We start from the raw sequence: 24,016 nt of genomic DNA, 5'->3' as shown, positions 1-24,016 counted from the left end.
TCTCCCGATGCGCATTCCCTGCCCGGTCTGCGGACTCCGGTCCGTTTCCGAATTCACCTATGAAGGTGACGCCACCGTCCTCCGTCCGCCGCTTGAGGCCGATGGCGACACCTGGTTCGCGACCGTCTACGAACGACGCAATCCGCGCGGCCCGCATGCGGAACTCTGGCACCACACCCAGGGCTGCCGATGCTTCGTCGAAGTTGAGCGCGACACTGCCACGCACGCCATACTGAGCGCCCGGCTGGTGACGCCGACGGGAGCCGGCATATGAGCGGCTATCGCCTCCCGGAAAGGGGCGCGCTGATCGATCGATCGCGCCCCGTCCACTTTCGCTTCGACGGGCGACCGATGACCGGCTTTGCCGGCGACACGCTCGCCTCCGCGCTTATCGCTTCGGGCACGCGGTTGCTCGGACGATCTTTCAAATATCATCGCCCAAGGGGCCTCCTGGGCGCCGGCGTGGAAGAGCCGAACGCACTCGTCACGCTCGGCGCGGCCACGACCCGAGAACCCAATATACAAGCGTCAATTATTGAAATTTTCGAGGGGCTTAGGAGCGAAAGTCAAAACCGCTGGCCAAGCCTCAGACATGACATCATGACTTGGCCTTTAAGTATTGTTAACCAAGGACTTAAAGCAGGATTTTACTATAAGACTTTCATGGGACCCGGCCGGAGGGCATGGGACTTCTATGAGCAGGTCATCCGGCGGGCTGCCGGTCTCGGCGCGGCCGGCAAGGAGATGGACCAAAGTCGTTACGAAAAGACAAACGCCTTTGCCGATGTGCTCGTCGTGGGCGGCGGACCAGCGGGCCTAGCCGCTACCCTGACGGCCGGCCGGACCGGTGCCCGCGTGCTCGTCGTCGACGAAGGTCCGGTGCTCGGGGGCAGCCTGTTCGAAAGCCGCGCGACGATCGACGGTCTGCCCGCCATCGACTGGGTGCGGGCCGCCGTCACCGAGCTTCAGGCGATGACGAATGTGCGGGTCCTCATACGCGCCACGGCCTATGGCTACTATGACGGCAACGTCGTCGGCGCCGTGGAACGGGTGCAGGACCATCTCGCCGAGCGCGATCCGGACCTGCCGCGCCACCGGCATTGGACCATCCACGCCGGCCAGGTCGTGCTGACCACCGGCGCAACCCAACGCCCGCTGGTGTTTCCCGGAAACGACCTGCCGGGCGTGATGCTCGGCTCTGCAGTGGAGCGGCTGATCGCGCGCTACGCGGTCGCGCCCGGACGAGAGGCCGTGGTCGCCGGAGCGGACGACAGCATCTACCGCACCACGCTCGCTTTGGTCGAAGCCGGCGTGGCCGTTCGCGCAGTCGCCGACGCGCGGCCGTCGCCGCCCACCGACCTGGCCGCCCCGATCGAAGCCGCGGGCGTTCCCGTCCATGCCGCAACTCTGCTCGGTCAGGCGAAGGGATCGAAAGACGTTGGCCGAGTGAGGCTCTCCCGCTGCGACGCGTCGGGGCGCCCGACCGAGGGCTGGAGCGAAACTCATTCGCTCGACCTCGTTGCCGTCTCGGGTGGCTGGACGCCGACGATCCATCTGGCAAGCCAAGCCGGCGGCCCTCCGCTCTGGAGTCCGGAGATCGACGCGTTCGTACCTGGTCCACCGCGCGAAGCATGGACAGCGGCGGGCGCAGCCGCCGGCACATTCGGCCTCGACGCCATTCTGGCCGACGGCGTCCGCGCCGCCTGCTCGGCTCTTGCGGCCCTCGGCCGACCGACCCCTCAATCCACCTTTGCCGCCAGCGACCCCGACGCACCCCAGATGGCTCCGCTTGCCATTCGCGCGACGGGCCTCGGCAAAGGAGCGGACAAGGCGTTCATCGATTTTCAGAACGATGTCACCGCATCCGACGTGAAGCTCGCCCACCAGGAAGGCTATCGCTCGGTGGAGCATCTGAAGCGCTACACCACGCTCGGCATGGCCACCGACCAGGGCAAGACCTCCAACGTGAACGCGCTCGGGCTGATGGCGGACCTGGAAGGACGTCCGATCCCGGACGTCGGCACCACCCGCTTCCGTGCGCCCTACACGCCCGTCTCGCTCGGCGCGCTCGCCGGCCGCGAGATCGGCGGTCATTTCCGGCCGGTGCGCCGGACCGCCATGCACGACTGGCACGTCGCCCACGGCGCCGACATGCTGACGACCGGCGCCTGGATGCGGCCGCGGGTCTATCGCCGGCCCGGCGAGAGCGTCACCGACGCCTATATCCGCGAGGCGCGGACCGTGCGCGAGGCCGTCGGGATCGTCGACGTCTCCACCCTTGGCAAGATCACGGTGCAGGGTCCCGATGCGGCGAAACTGCTGGATCGCGTCTACGCCAACACCTTCTCCTCCCTCACGGTCGGTCGCGCCCGCTACGGCGTGATGCTGCGCGAGGACGGATTCGTCTATGACGACGGCACCACCTGGCGCCTCGGCGAAAACGACTTCCTGATGACCACCACGACGGCCAACGCCGCCGGTGTCCTGGCGCGGCTGGAGCGCCATCTCGCCGTCGACTGGCCGGACCTGAAAGTCGCCGTCGCCTCCGCCACCGACCAATGGGCCGGACTGGCGATCGCCGGACCGAAAAGCCGCGAGGTTCTTCGGACGGTCGTCGCCGATGTGGACCTGTCAGACGCCGGCACGCCATTCATGGCGGTCCGCAAGGGACGGGTCGGCAAAGTTGCCGTGCTCGTCACCCGGATTTCCTTTTCCGGCGAGCGCGCCTACGAAATCCACTGCGGCGCCCGCGACGGGCTTGCGGTCTGGGAGGCGGTCCATGCGGCCGGCCAGCCGTTCGGTCTTGTTCCCTACGGAACGGAGGCGCTGGGCACGCTTCGGATTGAAAAAGGGCACGTCTCCGGTCCCGAGCTCGACGGCCGCACGACTCTCTCCGATCTCGGCCTTGGCAAGATGGCCTCGACCAAGACGCCATTTGTCGGGCGCGCTCTAATGGATCGGCCAGCCATGATCTCCCCCGATCGCAAAGTGCTGGTCGGACTACGCTCGCTCGCCGACGCCCCCTTGCGCACCGGCGCACATATCATTGCCGAGCGGATGCCACAGGACATGCCGAGCCTCGGGCATGTTACCTCACCCACCTTCTCTCCCGCCCTTGGCGCCTATATTGCGCTGGCGCTGGTTTCGGCGGGTCGTGAGCGGACGGGGGAACGGCTGACGGTGGTCGACCCGATCCGCAACGGGACACCGACCGAGGTGGAAGTGGTGTCGCCGCATTTCTTCGATCCGGAAGGAGCCCGTCTCCATGGCTGATGCAGCAGACCCGTTCGCCGGACGGCTCGCCGAAGGACGGTCCGGTGGTCGACGAGGCGAGCCGGCGATCGTCCTCGCCCAAATCGATCCGCCCGCCGCGGCCCAGCTTCAGATCTGGCCCGGCAAGCGCGAGGCGGTCGCCAAGGCGCTGGCACCGATCGGCATCACCCTGCCGGAGGGACGCGACCTGTCGAACCATTTCGGCCGACTGTGCGGGCGGATCGCCCCCGGCCGCTATCTCGTGCTCACGGCCGACACGGTCGCCGATGTCGCGGCCGCCATCTCCGCCGATCTCGGTGCGGTCGCCGACCTCTCCCATGCGCGCGCCGCGGTTCGGATTTCTGGGCCCGCCGTTGAAGACCTGCTCGCCAAGGGCACGGCCCTTGCGTTCGACGCGGACGCCTTTCCGCCCGGAACGCTTGCCCAAACCTCCATCCACCACATGGGCTGCCTGATCCTGCGGCGGTCGGAGACGGTTTTCGACCTCTTCGTGTTCACGAGTTTTGCGCTATCCTTCAGCGAATGGCTGACGGATGCCGCGCGCGAATTCGGCTGGCGCACCGATCCGTCCGTCGCGATCGACCAGGTTCCAGCGCATAGTTCCTAATACGTGACCGATTTTCCGCCGGGATTCGACCTGAAGGCGTTGCGCGTCTTCCTCACCGTCGTCGAGGCCGGCGGCATGACCCCGGCCGCGCAACGGCTGGGCATGACCCAGTCGGGCGTGTCCCAGGCGATCGCCGGCTTGGAACAGGCGGTCGACGCCACGCTGTTCGATCGTTCGCTGCGGCCGATCGCCTTGACCGGCACCGGCGCGGCCCTTCTGGACGAAGCGCGCGCGCTCATGGAGGCGGCCGACCATGCGGTCGCGACGATCCGGTCGCTCGACGCTCGGCCACGCAGCACCGTGACGATCGCCATGGCGGAGAGCATGGCCGGCACCACCGGGCCCGCGCTGGTGCGTCGGCTGGGAACGCTCGCCGAACGTTGGCGGATCTGGTCCGGAATTTCGCCCGACCACCATGACGCCCTCCTGTCACGCGCTGTCGACTATGTCGTGACCGGCGGGGACGAGTTAGACGGATTGGAAGGACTTGAGCGGCACGAGCTCGTGACCGAGCCCTTCGTTCTGGTATTGCCGAAGGGCGAGAGCGTTCCGATGGAGGGGTTTCCGGACCCACGCAGGCTTCCCTTCATCCGCTACACGCTGCGTTCGACGATCGGCCGTCAGATCGAGCGCCAGGTGACCCGCCTCGGCCTGGACCTGCCCAACCGCGCGGAATTCGACACGGCCACGGGGCAGCTCTCGGCAGTGGCGGAGAATATGGGCTGGTGTTTCACGACCCCGCTCTGCTTGGCGCAAGAGCGCCATCGACTTTCAGAGCTCACCGTCGTCGCCATGCCGCGCGGCCGCTTTACCCGCACCATGGCGATCGTCGCCCGAAGCGACGATGCTGGCGATCTCGCAATGCGGATCGCGACAGAGCTTCGGGAGATCCTGCGCGACATCGTCGCGCCGCAACTTTCCGAAGCGTTGCCCTGGCTAGGCGAAGCCTTCGAGATCCACGACGGACCCGAATGACCGACGCGTCTCCGGACGGGCCACTCGGTTTCCTTGTTGCCCTCAAACGCTGTATCGGCGCACTACGCCGTGCGCTGAAACGTCGCCTGCGCCGGGAGACTGACCGTTGTGTCGCGCACGCTCGAACGGCGGTCGCGCGGTGCAGCCTCGGCACCGATTCTGCCGGCGCGGGCCAGCAAAGCCGCGATTTCCTGGCTCAAGTCCCAATCGGCACCCATCCGAACCTCCCTTTGCCTGGCGGATCCGACCGATTGGCGCCACGATTGCAGCCAGTCATTGACATGCGGCTAATATTCGCGGCCTGGTCGTCCCGTCGTTCAACGAGGATGAGAATGCCGGTCTTAGAAAGGGGGTGCTGTGACAGGCGTCACATCCGGTCGATTTCGGCGGGGCACCCCACGCCTCACAGCCCTGCCCGGCTCCCGGACCCATGCAAGATCATCAGATCAGATCTGCGCGGCGGTTTGCCGCCCCGTTATTCTGACAATCGGGTACGAAATAGTCGGTAACCACGTTGACAAAACAAGCCAAATGATTAGGTAGACATCTGACCCGTGCAGCCGCACGTCCGTTTTCGGACTTAATTCTTCGGCCAGCGGCAGAAAGTGGCAACGTCCTCCCATCATGAGTTTTGATACGCTCGGTTTGAGCGACAAAGTGCTGAGCGCCATCCAGGCGGCCGGATACACCCAGCCTACTCCGATTCAGGCTGGGGCGATTCCGTATGTCTTGGAACGACGGGATGTCCTTGGCCTGGCCCAGACGGGCACCGGCAAAACGGCTTCGTTCGTGCTGCCGATGCTGACCCTTCTGGAGAAGGGCCGCGCCCGGGCGCGGATGCCGCGCACGCTGATCCTGGAGCCGACCCGCGAGCTTGCCGCGCAGGTGGAAGAGAATTTCACCCGCTACGGGGTCAACCACAAGCTCAACCTGGCGCTTTTGATCGGCGGCGTGTCGTTCGAGGACCAGAACCGCAAGCTCGGCCGCGGCGTGGACGTCCTGATCGCCACCCCGGGCCGGTTGCTCGACCATTCCGAGCGCGGCAAGCTGCTGCTGCAGGGCATCGAGATCCTGGTGATCGACGAAGCCGACCGGATGCTCGACATGGGCTTCATTCCGGACATCGAGCGCATCTGCAAGCTGCTCCCGCCGACCCGGCAGACGCTGTTCTTCTCGGCCACCATGCCGAAGGAGATCCAGCACCTGGTCGACAAGTTCTTGTCGAATCCGGCCCGCGTCGAGGTGGCCCCGCCCTCCTCCACGGCGGAAAATGTCGCCCAGAGCCTGCATGCCTCGCGCGACGACCCGAAGGACAAGCGTGCGGTGCTGCGCGAGCTGATCGAGCAGGCCGGAGACGAGTTGACGAACGCCATCATTTTCTGCAATCGCAAGCGCGACGTTGGCGTCGTGATGCGGTCGCTGGAACGTCATGGCTTCTCCGTTGGCGCGATTCATGGCGACATGGACCAGCGCACGCGCATGACCATGCTCGACAATTTCCGGAAGGGAAATCTGAAGCTTCTGGTTGCCTCCGACGTGGCGGCTCGTGGCCTCGATATCCCGGCCGTGAGCCACGTCTTCAACTACGATGTTCCGCACAGCCCGGAGGACTATGTCCACCGGATAGGTCGCACCGGCCGCGCCGGCCGAGCCGGCACGGCAAAGATGATCGTCACCCCGGGTGACCGGAAAGCGCTCGACAATATCGAGAAGCTGATCAAAAAGACCATCGAATGGGACGGCGGAAGCATCGACGAGATGGAGACCGCACCGCGCGCACCGAGCCGCGGTAGGCGGAGTTCCCCCAGCAAAAAGGCCGACGCCGACAGCGCTCAGAAGTCCACCCGCTCGCGCGGTAGCGGCTCCGGAGGCAGCGCGACGTCGCCAAAGGGCGGAGATCCGACCCCGCCCAAGAGCGGTCCGTCTTCCTCTTCGTCGCCTTCCAAAGGGTCGCGGCGCTCGTCGAAAGAGTCCGAGCCGGTGTTCGGCGAGAGCGAATTCGTGCCCGCATTCCTGCTGCGCCCAGTGCGGCCGAGCCCGCCCGCAACTTCGCCATCCGATGATGATGGCGGCGACAATGGCGACGCGGAAAACTCCCGCTCCGACGACGCGCTCGTCGAATAGCGGAATCTCCGACCTCGCCAGACAAGCCTGGATCGCCGTCACGATCGGTTCGGATGGGACACCCCGAACGCAAGAGGAGAGCGGAAATGCTGTCCTCTGCCCCTCCCCTGGATGGGGTCCTGATGTTTCTTTCACTCGGTTTTCGGTTTGAGCGGTCAGGGCGTGTTCGGACAGAGCGGACCGGGTCGAAGAGGCTTTTCCGGTTAACCCCAATTTAACCGAGACGGACGAGAGTCATCCCCGAAGCGGGCGACGTGTGTCGTGCCCGATCGCGCGTAGTGGGGAACTCACCGTTGACCAAGGCCGCCATCGATCCGTCGATCTCGCTCGCGCGGGCCGCGATCCAGGAGGCCGAGAAGCGCGGATTCTCGATCGACGCCGACACCTTCCGGGTCTGGTTCGCCTATGTGACCCAGGAAGATCCGCTCGTCACCGGCTATATCGACCGGCTCGATTCGCGCGGCGACACCGTGACCCGCGACGATATCGATCGCCTGCTGCATTTGTTGCCGCAAGAGCCGCCGCGAGCGATGTTCATGAACGCCGCTCCGCCGCCCGTGCAAGAGGCGCCCCAGCGGCCGTCGCACCCTCGGCCCGAGCCTGCTCCCGCCGCCGCTGCGCAACCGCGCAGGGTCGCAATGCGCAGTGCAGAGCCAGCACAGCCGGCGCGGCGCACCCAGCATGCATCCTCCACGCCCGCCCCAGAGCCGCGCGCAAGAGCCGCTGAACCCACCGCCGTACCGCTTCGGGCACAGAGGCCGCAGCCCGTGCACAAGCCCGCGCCCGAGCATGTCGAGCGCGTGGCCCGCCCCAATTTCGAGCAGGCCCCTAAGACCGCACCATTCGAGAAGCTCGCCGAGCTTCCCAACCGCCATGCCTTTGCCAAGGATGTTCGGCGACGCTGGCTACATCCCGACGCCAAGAAGGGGCCGCAAACGATCTTCCTGTCGTCCTGTCGGCGCGTCGACGACGGTGCGCAGGCCAACAAGGCGGCCAACGATTTCGTGTCGCCGATGCAGGCGGTGATGCTGGTCGCGTTGACCCGGGTGTTCGAAAAGCTGGGGCCGGTCTACCGCTACGATCCGCAGACGATCGGGCTGATTCTCTCCGGCGTGAACCTGCGCCAGACGGTGTCGATCGCCGAAGCGGTTCGGCGCAGCATGGAAGCCAAGCGTGCGCTTGCCGAAAGCCACGGCAACGGCCAGATCGTGTTCTCGTCGGCGGCTGTGTCATTGATGGCCGACGAAGATCCGGCCAAAGCGCTGTCGCTTGCCGACCGCTGCCTCACCGCCGCGTCGAAGTTCGACGTGAGTCGGGTGATCTGCGAAACCGATCCGGAAATGCAGCCGGTGCCGGCAGCCACGAAAGCCGAACGGCCGATCGCAGACCAGTACGCCCGCATCCGGCATCTGCTTCAGACGAAGTAGGCAAATTCCAGCAGAAGTGGGGATTGATCGGTTTTCCGTTCGGGCTTTGCCTGGAGATGGAGAAGATCCGCCGGTTTCGGGCGGATGTCCCTTACCGCCGTCCCGTTATCGATTTTTTTGCTGGCTTTTTCTGCGCGGCGCGAAGAGCGGCCGCATGGGCTTGCCGCCCCCACTCGCAGAACGCGTCCGGATCGTCGGCCGCAGCGTCCGGCAACCGCCAATAGGACGTCACCACCCGCTTCTTGCCGTTTTCGTAGGAAAAGGGCGTCGAGCCCGCTGCCTCGTAAGCGGAAATCGTCTCGGGCGATGCCTTCAGATAGATATCGTCGCCCATCACCAGCGCGATCATCAGCCCGTCATAGCGGATCCCCTGCCCGCCGAACATACGTTCGACGGAAACGGGGCCAAGCGGCGCGAACAGGTCGATAAGGTAGTCCGGATCGAGCATGGCCAGCATCGCCTCGGGCAGATTGCGGCCAGAATGTCAGTCCGGCCATGGAAGCGCTATTGGGCGCGTGTCAGGCCCATTTCCCAGAAGTCCGCTTCCAGCCGCGTCGCGGTTGCGAAGATGGTGACCAGATCCCGCCAGCGCGCCTCCGTCAACCGATCCGCAGCCAGCCGGTCCAGCATTGCCCGTGCGGACTGCGCGGCCTCCTGGAAGCCGTCGCCGGAATATTCCGCGACCCATTCGCGGTAGGGGTTGGCGTCAGCAAGCGCGCCGGGAACCTTCGCGAGCGCGGTCCCGATTTCGGCGTAGCCCAGCATGCAGGGCGCAAGCGCGGTGTAGAGATCGAGCAGATCGCCGCGATGGCCAGTGTCCAACACGAACCGCGTATAGGCAACCGTGGCGCGCGCCTCGGTGGCGGTCTCCAGGTCCTGCGCGGAAAGCCCCCAGCGGGCCGACAGGCGCACGTGCAGATCCATCTCGGTGTCGGCGATCGCCGATAGCCCGGCTGCGGCCGTGCGCATGTCGGCAAGCGTGGGCGCCTTATAGGCGGCAAGCGCGTAGGCGCGGGCGAACTGGATCAGAAACAGATAATCCTGCACCAGATAATGGCGGAACGATTCCTCCGGCAGCGTGCCGTCTCCCAGCCCCGCGACGAAGCGGTGCCCAACATAGGCTTGCCACTCTGCCGAGGCGGCGTCCTTCAGGCGATCGAACAGATCCATCAGGCGGTCTGGAGATCCGCCGGACGCAACTCGACTGATTCGCCGCAACCGCAGGCCGAGACCTGGTTGGGATTCTCGAACACGAACCCAGACTGCAGCTTGTCGATCTTGTAGTCCATACGCGTGCCAAGCAGGAACAACACCGCAGACGGGTCGATAAACACCGTCACGCCGTCCTGTTCCACCTTGTCGTCGGACGGGTTCGGCTCCTCGACATAATCCATGGTGTATTCCATGCCGGCACAGCCGCCCTTCTTCACCCCGATCTTCAGACCGGCGATGGGCTTGTCGGCGTTTTCCATGATTTCCCGCAGGCGCTCCGCCGCCGCTTCGGTCAGCGTGAGCACTTGCGGTTTCGGCCTTGCCTGAGACATGTCGGTTTTCTCCACCTTACGGCAGCACAGCTTCGTTTCGGCCTACATGAAGAAGTCGAGCGCGACGCGCGCCTCGTCGGACATGCGGCTTGGATCCCACGGCGGATCGAACACCATCCGCACCCGCACATCGCCAACGCCTTCCACGGTCGCGACCGCATTCTCCACCCAGCCCGGCATTTCGCCGGCGACGGGGCAGCCCGGCGCCGTCAGCGTCATATCGATATCGACCGTGCGATCGTCGTCGATGTCGATTCGATAGACGAGCCCAAGCTCATAGATGTCGACCGGGATTTCCGGATCGTACACCGTCTTTAGAGCGGCTATAATATCGTCGGTGATCCGGTCGAGTTCTTCCTGCGGGATGGCCGAAACCTCGGCCTTTTCAGGCTCGGAAGCCTCGGCAACCGCAACACTGCCGGATTGAAGCGTCGATTCATCCATGCCGGCTCTCCTCATGTGAAGAATCTATGGGCCTTCTCGATGCCTTCCGCAAGGCGGTCGACCTCTTCCAGCGTATTGTAGAGCCCGAATGAGGCACGACAGGTGGCCGTGACACCAAAGGCTTCGAGCAGCGGCTCTGCACAATGCGTGCCGGCGCGCACCGCAATCCCTTCCCGGTCGAGGATGGTAGCAACGTCGTGGGCGTGGGCGCCTTCCATATCGAAGGAGAAGATCGCGCCCTTTTCCGACGGGCTTCCCATCACCCGGATCGAGTTGATCGCCCTGAGCCGCTCCTCGGCATAGGCCTTCAGTCGCGCCTCGTGCGCGGCGATCCGATCGCGCCCGATCTGCTCCATATAATCCAGGGCCGCACCCAGCCCGATCGCCTGGACGATCGGCGGCGTACCGGCCTCAAACTTGTTGGGCAGGTCGCCGTAGGTGATGCGATCGCGGCTGACGCTGCCGATCATCTCGCCCCCGCCCATATAAGGCGGCATCGCTTCCAGGTGCGTCCGCTTGGCGTACAGCACACCGATCCCGGTCGGCCCGTAGAGCTTGTGGCCCGTCATCACGTAGAAGTCGCAGTCGAGCGCCTGCACGTCGACGGGCATGTGCACCGCCGCCTGACTACCGTCCACCAGCACCGGAATGCCGCGGGCGTGGGCGATCGCAATCACCTCCCGCATGGGCACGACGGTCCCGAGCACGTTCGACATCTGGGTCATCGCCACCACCTTGGTGCGCTCCGACAGCGCCGCCTCGAAGCGGTCCAGATCGAAGCTGCCGTCCGGCTTTACGTCGACCCACTTCAGCACGGCGCCGTTGCGCTCTCGGTGGAAGTGCCAGGGCACGATATTGGAGTGATGCTCCATGACGGAGATCACCACCTCGTCGCCCGCGCCAAGCACCATTCCGCCGAAGCTGGAGGCAACCAGGTTGATCGCCTCAGTGGTGGAGCGGGTGAAAATCACCTCCTCGCTCGAAGGGGCGTTCAGAAAGCGCGTAACGGTCTCGCGCGCGCCCTCGTAGGCCTCGGTGGAGAGGTTAGCGAGCGTATGCAGGCCGCGGTGGACGTTGGCATAGTCCTCCGCGTAAGCGGCCTGGATACGTTCCAGCACCTGGGTCGGCTTCTGGGCCGAGGCGGCGTTGTCGAGATAGACCAGCGGCTTGTCGTGGATTTTCCGCGACAGGATCGGAAAGTCCCGACGCACGGCCTCCACATCGTAGGCACCGGCATCGGCAACGGTGTCGATCGGCTTGGTCATCGCCGCCTCACTCCCCTCGCAGGGCGGACCGCAGGCGCTCCGACAATGCCGGCACCAGCGTGTCGTCGCCAAGGCCTTCGACCGCCTCGACCAGGAAGGATTCGATCAAGAGCCGTTCGGCCAGCCGCTTCGGCACACCGCGCGAGCGCAGATAAAACAACGCATCCTCGTCGATCTGGCCGGCCGTTGCGCCATGAGCGCACTGGACGTCATCGGCAAAGATCTCCAGCTCCGGCTTGTTCACCGCCTCGGCGCCTTCGCTTAGAAGAAGCGCGTTCGACATCATCCGGGCGTCGGTCTTCTGGGCGTACTGCCAGACATTGATCCGCCCCTGCACGATCGCCTTCGCCTGGTCGTCGACCACTGAGCGGAAACGCTCTCGGCTGACGCCGTTGGGCACCTTGTGGTCGACCACAAGGGTCTGGTCCGCATGCTGCTTGCCGGTGATGAAGGTGGCCGTATCGAACGCGATATCGGTCTCCTCGCCATCGACACGGGCGAAAATCTGGGACCGCGACAGCTTGGCACCGAGATTGATCGTCAGATGATTGAGGCGCGCCGCGGTGCCGATCGCAACGGTGGTCGTCCCGATATGGGTCGCCGAGGTGCCATCGGCCTGGAGCTTGGCCCAAACCACGCTCGCCCGCGGTGCAACGGCGAGCTCGATCGCCGCGTTGGTCACGTGGGCAGCCTCTCCGGCTCCTTCGTAGCGCTCCAGGATCCGCACCGACGCCCCCTCGCCCACGAACACGGCGTGCCGCGGCATGGTCGTGACCGGATCGCTACCGGTCGCCACATGCAGGATCTCCAGCGGCCGGTTCACGGTCGCGCCGTCGGCAACCGTGATGACCACCCCGTCCTCGAACAGCGCGGTGTTGAGCGCCAGCATCGGGTCATCGACCTCGGAGGCGAGCGTACCGATGCGGCCGAGCACCGGATCGGCGGCCAGCAGCAATTCGGCGAAGCCACGCACCGACACGGCCCCGTCCAGCGCGGCCAGATCGGAGGCCTCCGGTACGAAGCGGCCGTTGGCGATCACGATGCGCGATGGCACCAGCTCCTCGCCGCCAAGCGGCGGGACGGCAGCCAAAGCCGTTTCCAGCTCGGCCGAAGCCGGCGCTTCGGCAACCGGCGGCAGCGTCCTCAGCGTGGCGCGCAGATCGGTATATTTATAAGCCTCCACGCGGCGATGCGGCAGGCCTTGCCCACTGAAGCGGTCGAACGCCTCCTGACGTTGGGCCCCGATGGAGCCCTCCTCGGCGCGCGTTCCCGCCTCGGCCGCGAACCATTCAAACAGCGCCGTCTCGGCCGCTGTCCGGTTGGTGTCTCCGTCCTGTGCCATCTCGCGCCTCCGTTACGCCGCCGCGACGAAATCGGCGTAGCCGCGGGCTTCCAGTTCGAGGGCCAGTTCCTTGCCGCCAGACTTCACGATCCGCCCACCGGCCAGCACATGCACCACGTCGGGCACGATGTGCTCCAGAAGCCGCTGATAGTGGGTGATGACGATGAAGGCGCGTTCCGGCGAGCGCAGCGCGTTGACGCCCTCGGCCACGATCTTGAGCGCGTCGATATCGAGGCCGGAGTCGGTCTCGTCCAGGATCGCGAGCGTGGGGTCCAGCACCGCCATCTGCAGGATCTCGTTGCGCTTCTTCTCGCCGCCGGAAAAGCCGACATTGACCGGACGGCGCAGCATCTCCTGGCTGATCGCCAGCTTGTCGGCCGCCGCCTTCACCCGCTTCATGAACTCCGGCGTCGACAGATCCGGCTCGCCGCGCGCCTTGCGCTGGGAATTCAAAGCGGTCTTGAGGAAGGTCATGTTGGCAACGCCGGGCACCTCGATCGGATACTGGAACGCCAGGAACACGCCGGTCGCGGCCCGTTCCTCCGGTTCCAATTCCAGAAGGTCGACGCCTTTGAACTCGATCGAGCCCTCGGTGACCTCATAGCCGTCGCGGCCGGCCAACACATGGGAGAGGGTCGACTTGCCGGAGCCGTTCGGCCCCATTATCGCGTGCACCTTGCCGGCGTCGACCTCAAGGTCGATCCCCTTCAGGATCTCGCGGTCGTCCACGTTGACGTGCAAATTCTTGATCTGAAGCATCGACATCGTTTCAACGTCCATCATCTTGATCGGCCCCGTCGCGCGCCGGCCAAGCCGGATTTCGCTGCGCGAGCCCTGTTAACTCTTTGGTGGTTAGCGCCACCGCCATTCGCCGTCGGTCTTGGCACGAGCCAGCGCCAGAAAGCCACCGCTCCAAAGCACCAGGAAGCCGAGCCATATCGCCGTTGCCGCGATCGCCGTTGCCGGGCTGGAAGCCAGCAGCGCGGCGATATGGGCGAGCACGGAGAGCAGGACGCCGGCAATATAGATCCCGGTTGCCGCCCAGCCCTTCCAGTTGGTCGGTATCGCGCCGTACCCTCGCGCCTTCGGCTTGAACCAGAATTCCGGATCCATACCCCGGACTAGCCTACCGAGCCCTCCAGGCTCACCCCGATCAGCTTCTGCGCCTCCACGGCAAACTCCATCGGGAGCTGCTGGATCACGTCTTTGACGAAGCCGTTGACGATGAGGGCGACCGCTTCTTCCTCACCGATCCCGCGGGAGCGGCAATAGAACATCTGGTCGTCGGAGATTTTCGAGGTGGTGGCCTCGTGCTCGAACTTCGCGCTGGCGGTCTTCGCCTCGATATAAGGCACCGTATGCGCGCCGCACTGGTCGCCGATCAGAAGCGAATCGCACTGGGTGAAGTTGCGGGCGTTGGCTGCCCGGCGGTGCGCCTGGACGAGGCCCCGGTAGGTGTTCTCCGATTTTCCGGCGGCGATGCCCTTGGAAATGATCCGGCTCGACGTGTTCTTGCCGAGGTGAATCATCTTGGTGCCGGAATCGATCTGCTGATGGCCGTTGGAGATCGCGATCGAGTAGAACTCGCCCCGGGAGTTATCGCCGCGCAGGATACAGGACGGATATTTCCAGGTGATCGCCGAACCGGTCTCCACCTGCGTCCAGGAGATCTTGGAGTTGGCGCCCCGGCAGTCGCCGCGCTTGGTGACGAAGTTGTAGATGCCGCCCTTGCCGTTGACGTCGCCCGGATACCAGTTCTGGACGGTCGAGTATTTGATCTCCGCATCGTCGAGCGCAATCAGCTCGACCACGGCAGCGTGGAGCTGGTTCTCGTCGCGCTGGGGCGCCGTGCAACCCTCCAGATAGGAGACGTACGACCCCTTATCGGCGATGATCAGCGTCCGCTCGAACTGGCCGGTGTTCTGCTCGTTGATGCGGAAATAGGTCGACAGCTCCATCGGGCAGCGCACGCCTGGCGGCACGTAGACGAACGAACCGTCGGTGAAGACCGCCGAATTGAGCGTCGCATAGAAATTGTCGGTGATCGGCACAACGGAGCCGAGATATTGCTTCACCAGCTCCGGATGCTCGCGGATCGCCTCGGAGATCGAGCAGAAGATCACACCAGCCTTGGCGAGCTCTTCCTTGAACGTCGTCACCACAGAGACGGAATCGAACACCGCATCGACGGCGACCTTGCCGTATGGGTTGTCGCCGGCGCCCTCGTCGAGGGTGCTCGCTTCGCCCTGCTTGCGCACCCCGGCCAGGATTTCCTGCTCCTTGAGCGGGATCCCGAGCTTCTCGTAGGTCCGCAACAGCTCCGGATCGACCTCGTCCAGGCTCTTCGGCGCATCCGAGGAGGATTTCGGCGCGGCGTAGTAATAGAGCTCCTGGAAATCGATTTTCGGATAGCTCACGCGCGCCCACGTCGGCTCCGTCAGCGTCTGCCAACGCCGATAGGCCTCGAGCCGCCATTCGAGCATCCATTCGGGCTCGTTCTTCTTCGCCGAAATGAAGGCGATGATCTCTTCGTTGAGACCCTTAGGCGCCTTCTCGGACTGAATGTCCGTGACGAACCCGTACTTGTACTTGTCGATGTCGATCGACCGAACCTGATCGATCGTTTCTTGCACTGCCGGCATCGGTCTCTCCATCCGTGGCGGGTTCAAGGCCCGCTGGTTGTCGAAGACGATCAAAATGCGACGCGGATTGCTCCGAACGCCGCGCGAAACGGTGGCGCAGCGTGCGCCACACGGAAAGAAAACGCTCCACCTCGGCGGCCGAGCTGGTCGGGCCGAGGCTGACGCGAATCGCGCCCTTGGCCGTCTCTTGATCGACGCCCATTGCGGCGAGCACATGAGAGGCATCGACCTTGCCCGACGAGCAGGCCGCCCCGGAGGAGACCGCGATGCCTTCCAAATCGAAGGCAATCACCAAGGTCTCCGCACTCAGGCCCGGCGCGGCGAAGCAGGTGGTATTGCACACCCGCGGCTGATCCGCACCGAAGACGGTCACGTCCGGGGAGATGGTGATGAGCTCCGCCTCTAGCCAGTCCCTCAGCCTTGCAATCTCGGCAGATCGGGTCAGATCAGCCCGCGCAGCTTCCGCAGCCGCGCCGAAACCGGCGATCCCTGACACATTCTCCGTGCCGGCGCGAGCCCGGCCTTCCTGCCCACCACCGCTCAAAAGCGGCGCGATCCTGAGGCCCGGCCGATTCCGCACCACGGCGCCCACGCCGCGCGGCCCGCCGATCTTGTGGGCGGAGAGCGTGAGGATATCGGCGCCGTCAGCAACGTCGGCGAGCGCAATCCGCCCGGCGGCCTGGATGGCATCGACGTGCAGCACGCCGCCGGAGCGGTGTACGATCTCTGCAGCCTCGGCGATCGGCTGGATCACACCGGTCTCGTTGTTGACCGCCATGAGCGAGACCAGAACCGGCCCCGCAACCGCCGCCAACCGCTGCTCGAGCTGATCGAGCTGCACCCGGCCGAATGCATCGACCGGTACCGTGGCCACGTCGGCGGCGGCGAACCGCCCACCGGCGAGCACCGAAGGATGCTCCACCGCCGAGACCAGCAGGCGTTCGAAGTGGACCGGCGCGCCGTCGATCTCCATATCCGGCGACAGCGCGGTCACATTCGCTTCCGTACCACCGCTGGTGAAGCTGACCGCCTCAGCCGGCGCACCGGCAAGGACGCCCACGGCACGGCGCGCGGTTTCCATCCGGGCTCGTGCGGCGCGCCCCTCGCCATGAACGGAGGACGGGTTGCCGAGACCATCCAGCGCATCGACCACGGCCGCCCGGGCGTCAGCCGAAAGCGGCGCGCCAGCGTTCCAGTCGAAGTAGATCCGGCTCGCGGCCGTCGCCATCGGTTTCCTCGACACCGTTCGGGAAAAATCTTGCATTGGCACGCCCGGCTGTGGATAACCCGCGCACCTCGGCCCCATTCGACCCGCTGAGCGAGAAGCCGGTGCGGCCGCTATCGAATTCGAATGGTTCCAGATTATCTTAGTGTAGGAAGGCGACCGGTGCCGTCAAGATTTTCCTGGCTTCCAATCCGTGTCCCTACCTTGCCCACCAACCGTGTCTTAAAGGATTTGTTCCGATGCCCGAAGTGATCTTCGCCGGGCCGGCCGGCCGCATCGAGGGCCGCTTCCAGCCGGCCAAGACCCGTAACGCCCCGATCGGCATCGTCTTGCATCCCCACCCCCAGTTCGGGGGCACGATGAACAACCAGATCGTCTATAACCTGTTCTACATGTTCCAGAAGCGCGGCTTCGCGGTCCTGCGGTTCAATTTCCGCGGCGTCGGCCGTAGCCAGGGCGCGTTCGATCACGGCTCCGGCGAGCTGTCCGATGCGGCCGCGGCGCTCGATTGGGTGCAGACGATTCATCCCGATGCGCGCTCCTGCTGGATTGCCGGCTTCTCGTTCGGCGCCTGGATCGGCATGCAGCTTCTGATGCGGCGCCCGGAGATCGAAGGCTTCATCTCCATTGCTCCCCCGGCGAACCTGCACGATTTCTCCTTCCTCGCGCCCTGCCCCTCCTCCGGCCTGATCGTCCATGGCGACGTCGACAAGGTGGTGCCGATGAAGGACACCCAGGCGCTCGTCGACAAATTGAAGACCCAGAAGGGAATCGTGGTCGACCAGGAGATCATTTCCGGCGCCAACCATTTCTTCGAGGACCGGGTGGATACGCTGATGGACATCTGCAGCGGCTATCTCGACAAGCGCCTCAGCCAGACGTCCGACGCCGCCTGATCAAATCCAGGAAAAGTGGGAACCAGTTTTCCGTCCGGATTTGCGGGGAATAAACTTTCCCTCGCGTCGAATTCGCTTCGCTCGCGGCCCGTGAATTGCCCAGATCTCCGCTTATTCCCGCGAAAGTAGGAATCCATAGGGCCGTTCGATGGGTCTCCTGAGTCGACGAACGGATCAGCGAAGGTGCGCCCAAAGAGATCGGGTTCCGTTGACAGCGGTTTCCACCTCGAACAGGTCTGATTCACTATGGATTCCTGCTTTCGCGGTAATGAGCGGCTGGGGTTGAGGCCGCAGCTTACGGAAGGGCTGGAGCACCCTGCTTACGGTCGGGCGATTCGACCACCCGTCAGCGGCTGCGCCACGCCAGTGGTGCCGGGAAAGGTGATCGCGCGTTCGTCGAGCGCGCGCACTGCCAGATAGGCGAAGGCCTGAGCTTCCAGGAAGGCCGCCGACCAACCGAACGCATCGGCGCTTTCCGGCTCCAGCCCGGTCGCGGCTTCGAGTGCCTGCATCATCACCGGGTTCTTGAGGCCGCCGCCCCCCAGCACCAGCCGCTTGGGATAGGCCGGAAGCTGCTTGAGGCCGCGCGCGATTGTTTCCGCCGTCACGGCCACGAGGGTCGCGCTCGCGTCCTCGAGGGAAAGCGGATCGGTCAAAGAGCGGTTGAAATGGCCGCGATCGAGGGATTTCGGCGCCGACCGCTCGAAATAGGGATCGGCGAGATAGGCATCCACGATCGCCCGGTCCACGGTGCCCGCAGCAGCCCGCTCGCCGCCTTCGTCCATCGGCGCGCCAGTGCGCGCCTCCATCAGATCGTCGATCAGCGCGTTGCCGGGCCCCGTGTCGAACGCGATCAGCTCGCCATCCGCGCCGACATAGGTGACGTTGGCGACTCCGCCGATGTTGAGCACGGCCGCCGGCATCTCGAGCCCGGCCTGAAGCGCCAATGCGCGGTGGAACACGGGGACCAGAGGCGCACCCTCGCCGCCCGCCGCCACATCGGCCGCGCGCAAGTCGTAGACCACCGGAATGCCGAGACCGGACGCCATCTCCGCACCGTCGCCGAGTTGGATCGTCATACCGCGATCGGGCGCATGCATTACCGTCTGGCCATGGAAACCGACCACATCCGGCGCCTCGGCGAACGTGCTGGCAAAGGCCTTCACCGCCGCCGTCTGCACCTGGGTCACCCAGGCTTCGGCCTCCGCAAGCGGTGCGGGGCGAGCCGTGCGATCGTCGAGCTCGAGAGCGACCGCATTTGCCCGGCGCAAAAGCTGGCGCAGCGCGTTCGGGTAGGGCGTGAACGCCGTCAATCCCGGCCGTACGATCGCCTCGCCATCGGTCTCGACCAGGGCGACATCGACCCCATCCATGGAGGTTCCGCTCATCAACCCGATGGCGCGCCGCACCCGCCGTTCGCTTGTTTCGTCGCTCAAAATCGACTCCGCATCTGGAATTTGTCGGCAAGACTGCTAAACCGCGCCGAAGATCGGGGCACCCGCCCCCAAAGGCTGTTGTGGGCAGCCCGTAGCGTTAACAGGATTCTCCTTCGATGACCGGTTTCAAGTCAGAGTTTCTGCACACCCTCAGCGAGCGTGGCTTCATCCACCAAACTTCGGATGACGCCGGCCTCGACGATCTGTTCAGGACGACCTCTGTCACCGGCTATATCGGATTCGACGCCACGGCGAAGAGCCTGCATGCCGGCTCGCTGATCCAAATCATGATGCTGCACTGGATGGAGAAAACCGGTCATCAGCCGATCGCGCTGATGGGCGGGGGCACCTCCATGATCGGCGACCCCTCCTTCAAGGACGAGGCCCGCAGGCTCCTGTCCGTGGACGATATCGAGGCCAACCTCGCCGGGATCCGGACCGTGTTCGCCCGCTACCTGACGCTGGACGGCGACGGCGCACCGGCCAAAATGATCAACAATGCCGACTGGCTCCTCGGGCTCAACTACGTCACGTTCCTGCGTGACGTCGGCCGGCATTTTTCCGTCAACCGGATGCTGTCTTTCGATTCGGTGAAGCTGCGGCTAGACCGCGAACAGTCGCTGTCGTTCCTAGAGTTCAACTACATGATCCTCCAGGCCTACGATTTCGTGGAGCTCAACAAGCGCACCGGCTGTCGGCTGCAAATGGGCGGCTCCGACCAGTGGGGCAACATCGTCAACGGCATCGAGCTCGGCCGTCGTATGGAGGGCGTGGAGCTCTTCGCCCTCACCTCGCCGCTGCTCACGACGGCCTCCGGCGCCAAGATGGGCAAGACGGCCTCCGGCGCGATCTGGCTCAACGCCGACGTGCTGAGCCCCTACGAGTTCTGGCAGTATTGGCGTAACACCGAGGACGCCGACGTCGGCCGCTTCCTGAAGCTCTACACCACGCTGCCGATGGACGAGGTCGCCCGGCTCGCCGCCTTGGGCGGGGCGGAAATCAACGACGCCAAGAAGGTGCTCGCGACGGAAGTGACCGCGCTGCTCCACGGTCGTGCTGCGGCCGAGGAAGCCGCCGAAACCGCCCGCCAGACCTTCGAGGCGGGCACGCTGGCGGAAAACCTGCCGAGCGTATCGGTGGCGCGCGGCGAGCTGGATACCGGCGTCGGCATCCTGGACGCGTTCCGGCTCGCCGGCCTCGCCGCCAGCAACAGCGAAGCGCGCCGTCACATCAAAGGTGGCGCGGTGCGCGTCAACGACACGGTGATCGACGACGACCGCCGGATCGTGTCGCTCGCCGACCTCACCGGCGACGGCGTCGTGAAACTCTCGCTCGGGCGCAAGAAGCACGTGCTCCTGAAGGCCGAATAGGCCTGCACAGCACCAGCGGGACCGAGGCCCTCCCGCCCCACTTCCCGCCGCTACCTGTTCGTGCGCGGCGGAGGGGCCTGGAACGCCGGCACGCCGTCGGCGTTTTGATGCTCGAAAATCCGGCGGAAGATGCCCGGCGTCACCGCCGAGATCGGATTGAACGAGAAATTCGGGCTCGACATCGGCCCATCCAGGCGGAACGTGATCCCGAACAGACCGCCTTCTTTCCCCCCGCCCAGAATCTCGCCCAAGATCGGCACCCGGCCGAACAGATTGTTGACCACATAGGCCGGGATCGCCGTGCCACTGATCTGCAGCATGCGGCTGTCGAGATCGACCACGCCCCCGGCCGTGCCGCCGATCGCGGTCCCGCGCAGGATCGCATCGGAGATCTCGATGCGCCCGTCCTGCTCGCTGAACGGAACGATGAGCTGATCAAAGGCGCCGCGCGTGGCGGGACCGTTCGGCGCTTCCTGATAGGCAAGCGGGCGCTGCGGGCGCCCCCGGTCTCCACCCACGGTCCGATCGATGAGATCTTCCACCGCCGGATCGCCGGTGATCTGGAACTTCTCCACCGTCAACAGGCCGGTCGTCGGAGCGTTGCGGCGCAGCGTTGCCTGTAGCGAGCCCTGTCCGCCAGCAAGCCGCTGATAGACATCGAGAAACTGCAACAGCCGACCGACATCGCCGGATTGGACCGTAACGGTACGGGCATTGGCGCGTCCGGGCGCGACATCGGCGCTAAAATCCGTGGTCCGCCCGCCATTGGTCGACCCCTGGAGATCGAGCGCGGACAATCGGCCGTCGCGCAGCTTGACGTCGCCCGTGAACCCCGACATCTGCACGCCGCCATTGCCCTGGACTTCGTCGAGAGCGATCTGGATGTCGATGGGAACCGACATGCCGTCCCCTCCGCCATCGCCGCCGCCATTCTTCAGAGAATCGATCACGCCGCGCCCGTCGAACGACGTCCCCGTCAGCTTCACGTCGTAGCCGGAGCCGTCCGGCACGATGACGAGCTTGGCGCTGTCCTTCGCACGCAGAGCAAAACGGTCGAAGCTGGCTCGCTCGAGCTTGCCATCCGCGAGCTTCACCGTCCCCGCGATATCCAGGCCGTCGGAGGTGATCCGCAGATCGTTCACATCGATCCGGTTTTCATCCTGGACCACCGCGAAGGTCGCCTTGGCCGGAACGCCGGCGCTTTTCGTCCAGCCGAAGCCGGGAAGCGTCACTTGCGCTTTGGTGAGATCGGCCTGGAATGTCCGGGCCCCATCGGCCGTCTCCGCCACCGCAATCTCGACCGGGCCTTTCAACAGCGATCCTGCGTCCCATCCCCGCCGCTTGCGCTCGGCATCGGTCAGGATGAACGACACGTCTCCCTCCCGCCCCTGATCGTCGCCGGAGAAGACCTGGGTCATATCCACCGTCGCCTTCACGCCGTCGACGGTCGCGCTGCCCTTGAGGGTCGCCTGGGTGCGGTTGGCCGTCACCGTCAGGTTCGCGTTCTTGATCGTCTGGCCTTTGATCGGCGCTGAGCTGGAGACATTGGTCAGCGCCGCATCGACGGACCAGTCGAGCGCATCGGGCTCGATGGTCGTGCCGAACGGGCCTACGGCCAGGAAGTCGGCTGCGATCTCACCCGACAGGTCGTCCGGCTGAACGCCGGCCAGCTTGAGCGCGTCGATCGGGTCGGCGTCGGCCAGCGACGCAAAGGAGGCTGCCGGCCCAACCAGACGGGTACGGATTTCGCCAACCGGCGGCTTCGCCGTGACGGAGGGAACGTCGGCATAGAAGCCCTCCACCTTCACCGGACCGCCCTTCTCCGGGATCAGTTCGGCCGTCTTGGTGTCGAGGGTGACGTGGCGGTCCACCACGTTCGCCGTGCCGGTGGCCGCCGTGATCGCCGGCAGTTCGCCCGGCAGCTTCAGCGATCCGTCCGAATAGGCAATCGAGATGTCGATGGTGTGCTCCATCGGGCTTTGGGTCGTCGGATCGCCGTCCATGTCGCGCGGCAACAGCGCGAACTGCATGTCCGCCTGCTTGACCCGGCCGGACGGCACATTGCCCACCAGCCAATTGCGGGCCTCGTAGCCCAGGATGACCGGCCACATACGCATAAGCGTCGCGACCGACATCTCCGACAGGCGTAGGGCGGCGGCCAGGGTCGGCCCATGCGGCCCGAAGTCCAGCGAGCCCACTCCGTAGATCGAGCCGAGGTTCGAGCGGGCCGTCAGGCGATCGAACGACAGATAGCTGCGCCCCGGTTCGATGGTGCCCGCCACCGACAGCTCAAGCAGCTCCAGCGGCGGCCCGTCGATATCGTCCGGTCCGATGCGTGCCGCATCAGTCTGCAGTTGATACTTCCAGGGACCGTCGGTCCGATCGGGCGGCGTCAGAACGCCGTTGCCCGTCATCGACGTCGCACCGGCCAGAAGCTCGACCGGCGCCAGCGTGATCAAGTTGTTCTTGGCACTCCAGGTCGCGGTCACCTGCAGATGATCGACGCTGCGGGAGGGGTCCTTGGCGATCTGGAACACACCCTCGTCGACCGTGACCTCCATCTTGGCCTCGTCGAGCGCCCCGGAAGGGGCGAATTTGGCAGAGATCTTCGGCGAAACCAGGAAGCCGGAGCGAATGATCGGAAGGTCGACAAAATCCGTCAGGCCGATGCCATGAGCAGACGCGGTGAGCTGGGACCCATCGCCGGCGCTGGCGCGATTGATGGCGATCCGCCAGCTTCCGCTGTCAGCCTGACCGAGCGCATCGATGGCAACATCGCCATCGGCTTCGGGACGGAAGGTGGCGTCGATCGCGGTGAAGGTCCGGTCGGCAAGCCGCGGGTCGAGATTGGGAAGCCTGAGCTCGCCATTGAGGATGTGCAGCGCCGACAGCCCGTAGCGCCGGGCCAGGGTGGAAATGCGGGCCAGACGCTGTTCGGCGACCGGCAGCATGTCGAGCGGAATCGGTGGGTCCTCCGCCGAGCGATCGCGCTGCGGCAGGTTCATCTTCCCGAGCGAGGGATAGTTCACCTCCAGAACCGGATCGGAAATCGAGATCGAATGCACCTGCACGGTGCCCGACAGCAGCGAGCCGGTCGCAACGTCGAACACCACCTCGGGGGTGTCCAGCGCGCCAGCAGGGCCGCGCAGCGTCACGTCCCGCACCACGATCTCGATCGCATGCTGCGGCGTCCAGGCCAAAGAAACGCCACCCACCGACACCCGCCCGTCGTCGCCGGCGAGTTCGCGCAGGATTGACCGGGCGGTCCGGTCCGCCGAAGGAATCGTCAGCGGCGCGACCCACACCCGAACGGAGAGGGCGAGAAAAAGGCCGACCAACGCCACAGCGACCAGGCCAAGGAGACGCAGCCCCCTTCGCCGTCGTCGCGCCACCGGCAGTGTCGGCCGCAAGCGTCTGCCTCCCACGTGTCTCCTCTGTGGCTTCAT

At 65.3% G+C, this 24,016-nt stretch carries 21 protein-coding genes; 8 read left to right on the top strand and 13 right to left on the bottom strand.

All coding sequences use genetic code 11. The annotated features are described in order from the left end of the window. Positions 1 to 7: 7 nt before the first annotated feature. The 4 genes from HNS03_RS09235 to HNS03_RS09220 are packed head-to-tail and all read left to right on the top strand — an operon-like array spanning position 8 to position 4,855. Positions 8 to 274, top strand: coding sequence for a sarcosine oxidase subunit delta (locus tag HNS03_RS09235; RefSeq protein WP_367194734.1), 267 nt, complete (start codon positions 8 to 10; stop codon positions 272 to 274). Next, the gene (locus HNS03_RS09230; RefSeq protein WP_367194733.1) at positions 271 to 3,273 is read left to right on the top strand and encodes a sarcosine oxidase subunit alpha family protein; all 3,003 of its coding nucleotides are present in this window, start codon (positions 271 to 273) and stop codon (positions 3,271 to 3,273) included. Before HNS03_RS09235 ends, HNS03_RS09230 begins: the two co-directional genes overlap by 4 nt. Then, entirely contained in the window at positions 3,266 to 3,880 is a 615-nt protein-coding gene (locus HNS03_RS09225) for a sarcosine oxidase subunit gamma (RefSeq protein WP_367194731.1), read from the top strand. The genes HNS03_RS09230 and HNS03_RS09225 overlap by 8 nt, the downstream gene beginning before the upstream one ends. 3 nt (positions 3,881 to 3,883) lie before the next feature. Further along, positions 3,884 to 4,855, top strand: coding sequence for a LysR family transcriptional regulator (locus HNS03_RS09220; protein WP_367194729.1), 972 nt, complete (start codon positions 3,884 to 3,886; stop codon positions 4,853 to 4,855). A 62-nt stretch (positions 4,856 to 4,917) separates the two neighbouring features. Here the strand turns inward: HNS03_RS09220 and HNS03_RS09215 are convergent, their stop codons facing one another. Continuing rightward, entirely contained in the window at positions 4,918 to 5,073 is a 156-nt protein-coding gene (locus HNS03_RS09215) for a hypothetical protein (protein WP_367194727.1), read from the bottom strand. A 406-nt stretch (positions 5,074 to 5,479) separates the two neighbouring features. Between HNS03_RS09215 and HNS03_RS09210 the strand changes: the two genes are divergently transcribed. Further along, complete coding sequence (locus HNS03_RS09210) at positions 5,480 to 6,979, top strand: DEAD/DEAH box helicase (RefSeq protein WP_367194726.1); 1,500 nt, start codon at positions 5,480 to 5,482, stop codon at positions 6,977 to 6,979. A 293-nt stretch (positions 6,980 to 7,272) separates the two neighbouring features. Further along, positions 7,273 to 8,406 (top strand): hypothetical protein, encoded by a 1,134-nt coding sequence (locus tag HNS03_RS09205; RefSeq protein ID WP_367194725.1) that lies wholly within the window; start codon positions 7,273 to 7,275, stop codon positions 8,404 to 8,406. A gap of 91 nt (positions 8,407 to 8,497) precedes the next feature. Here HNS03_RS09205 and HNS03_RS09200 read toward each other — a convergent pair whose 3' ends face one another. From HNS03_RS09200 to HNS03_RS09155, 10 genes are all read right to left on the bottom strand, one after another. Beyond that, complete coding sequence (locus tag HNS03_RS09200; protein ID WP_367194724.1) at positions 8,498 to 8,854, bottom strand: TfoX/Sxy family protein; 357 nt, start codon at positions 8,852 to 8,854, stop codon at positions 8,498 to 8,500. A gap of 56 nt (positions 8,855 to 8,910) precedes the next feature. Continuing rightward, positions 8,911 to 9,576, bottom strand: a complete 666-nt coding sequence (gene tenA, locus HNS03_RS09195; protein WP_367194722.1) for a thiaminase II — start codon at positions 9,574 to 9,576, stop codon at positions 8,911 to 8,913. Further along, positions 9,576 to 9,950: a Fe-S cluster assembly scaffold SufA gene (gene sufA, locus HNS03_RS09190; protein ID WP_367194721.1), complete on the bottom strand. Its 375-nt coding sequence runs from the start codon at positions 9,948 to 9,950 to the stop codon at positions 9,576 to 9,578. The genes tenA and sufA overlap by 1 nt, the downstream gene beginning before the upstream one ends. A gap of 42 nt (positions 9,951 to 9,992) precedes the next feature. Beyond that, positions 9,993 to 10,394: an SUF system Fe-S cluster assembly protein gene (locus HNS03_RS09185; RefSeq protein ID WP_367194720.1), complete on the bottom strand. Its 402-nt coding sequence runs from the start codon at positions 10,392 to 10,394 to the stop codon at positions 9,993 to 9,995. 11 nt (positions 10,395 to 10,405) lie between these two features. After that, positions 10,406 to 11,659, bottom strand: coding sequence for a cysteine desulfurase (locus HNS03_RS09180; protein ID WP_367194719.1), 1,254 nt, complete (start codon positions 11,657 to 11,659; stop codon positions 10,406 to 10,408). A 7-nt stretch (positions 11,660 to 11,666) separates the two neighbouring features. Then, positions 11,667 to 13,001: a Fe-S cluster assembly protein SufD gene (gene sufD, locus HNS03_RS09175; protein WP_367194718.1), complete on the bottom strand. Its 1,335-nt coding sequence runs from the start codon at positions 12,999 to 13,001 to the stop codon at positions 11,667 to 11,669. Positions 13,002 to 13,013: 12 nt separating this feature from the next. Beyond that, entirely contained in the window at positions 13,014 to 13,760 is a 747-nt protein-coding gene (gene sufC, locus HNS03_RS09170) for a Fe-S cluster assembly ATPase SufC (RefSeq protein WP_367194773.1), read from the bottom strand. A gap of 93 nt (positions 13,761 to 13,853) precedes the next feature. Further along, positions 13,854 to 14,114, bottom strand: coding sequence for a hypothetical protein (locus HNS03_RS09165; RefSeq protein ID WP_367194717.1), 261 nt, complete (start codon positions 14,112 to 14,114; stop codon positions 13,854 to 13,856). 8 nt (positions 14,115 to 14,122) lie between these two features. After that, the gene (gene sufB, locus HNS03_RS09160; protein WP_367194715.1) at positions 14,123 to 15,643 is read right to left on the bottom strand and encodes a Fe-S cluster assembly protein SufB; all 1,521 of its coding nucleotides are present in this window, start codon (positions 15,641 to 15,643) and stop codon (positions 14,123 to 14,125) included. Next, entirely contained in the window at positions 15,543 to 16,871 is a 1,329-nt protein-coding gene (locus HNS03_RS09155; protein ID WP_367194714.1) for a cysteine desulfurase family protein, read from the bottom strand. Before HNS03_RS09155 ends, sufB begins: the two co-directional genes overlap by 101 nt. A 236-nt stretch (positions 16,872 to 17,107) precedes the next feature. Between HNS03_RS09155 and HNS03_RS09150 the strand changes: the two genes are divergently transcribed. Then, positions 17,108 to 17,764: an alpha/beta hydrolase gene (locus tag HNS03_RS09150; protein WP_367194712.1), complete on the top strand. Its 657-nt coding sequence runs from the start codon at positions 17,108 to 17,110 to the stop codon at positions 17,762 to 17,764. Positions 17,765 to 18,084: 320 nt separating this feature from the next. Here the strand turns inward: HNS03_RS09150 and HNS03_RS09145 are convergent, their stop codons facing one another. Beyond that, the gene (locus tag HNS03_RS09145; RefSeq protein WP_367194711.1) at positions 18,085 to 19,200 is read right to left on the bottom strand and encodes an anhydro-N-acetylmuramic acid kinase; all 1,116 of its coding nucleotides are present in this window, start codon (positions 19,198 to 19,200) and stop codon (positions 18,085 to 18,087) included. Between the two features lie 116 nt (positions 19,201 to 19,316). Between HNS03_RS09145 and tyrS the strand changes: the two genes are divergently transcribed. After that, a complete protein-coding gene (tyrS, locus tag HNS03_RS09140) occupies positions 19,317 to 20,570 on the top strand; it encodes a tyrosine--tRNA ligase (RefSeq protein ID WP_367194709.1) in 1,254 nt (417 codons plus the stop codon). Between the two features lie 50 nt (positions 20,571 to 20,620). Here tyrS and HNS03_RS09135 read toward each other — a convergent pair whose 3' ends face one another. Then, positions 20,621 to 23,980, bottom strand: coding sequence for an AsmA-like C-terminal region-containing protein (locus HNS03_RS09135; protein WP_367194708.1), 3,360 nt, complete (start codon positions 23,978 to 23,980; stop codon positions 20,621 to 20,623). Between the last annotated feature and the right edge of the window lie 36 nt (positions 23,981 to 24,016).

Origin of the sequence: Amorphus sp. 3PC139-8, from assembly GCF_040750475.1 — a bacterium.
In the GTDB taxonomy this organism is placed as follows: domain Bacteria; phylum Pseudomonadota; class Alphaproteobacteria; order Rhizobiales; family Amorphaceae; genus Amorphus.
This window is presented reverse-complemented; position numbering and strand designations above follow the sequence as displayed.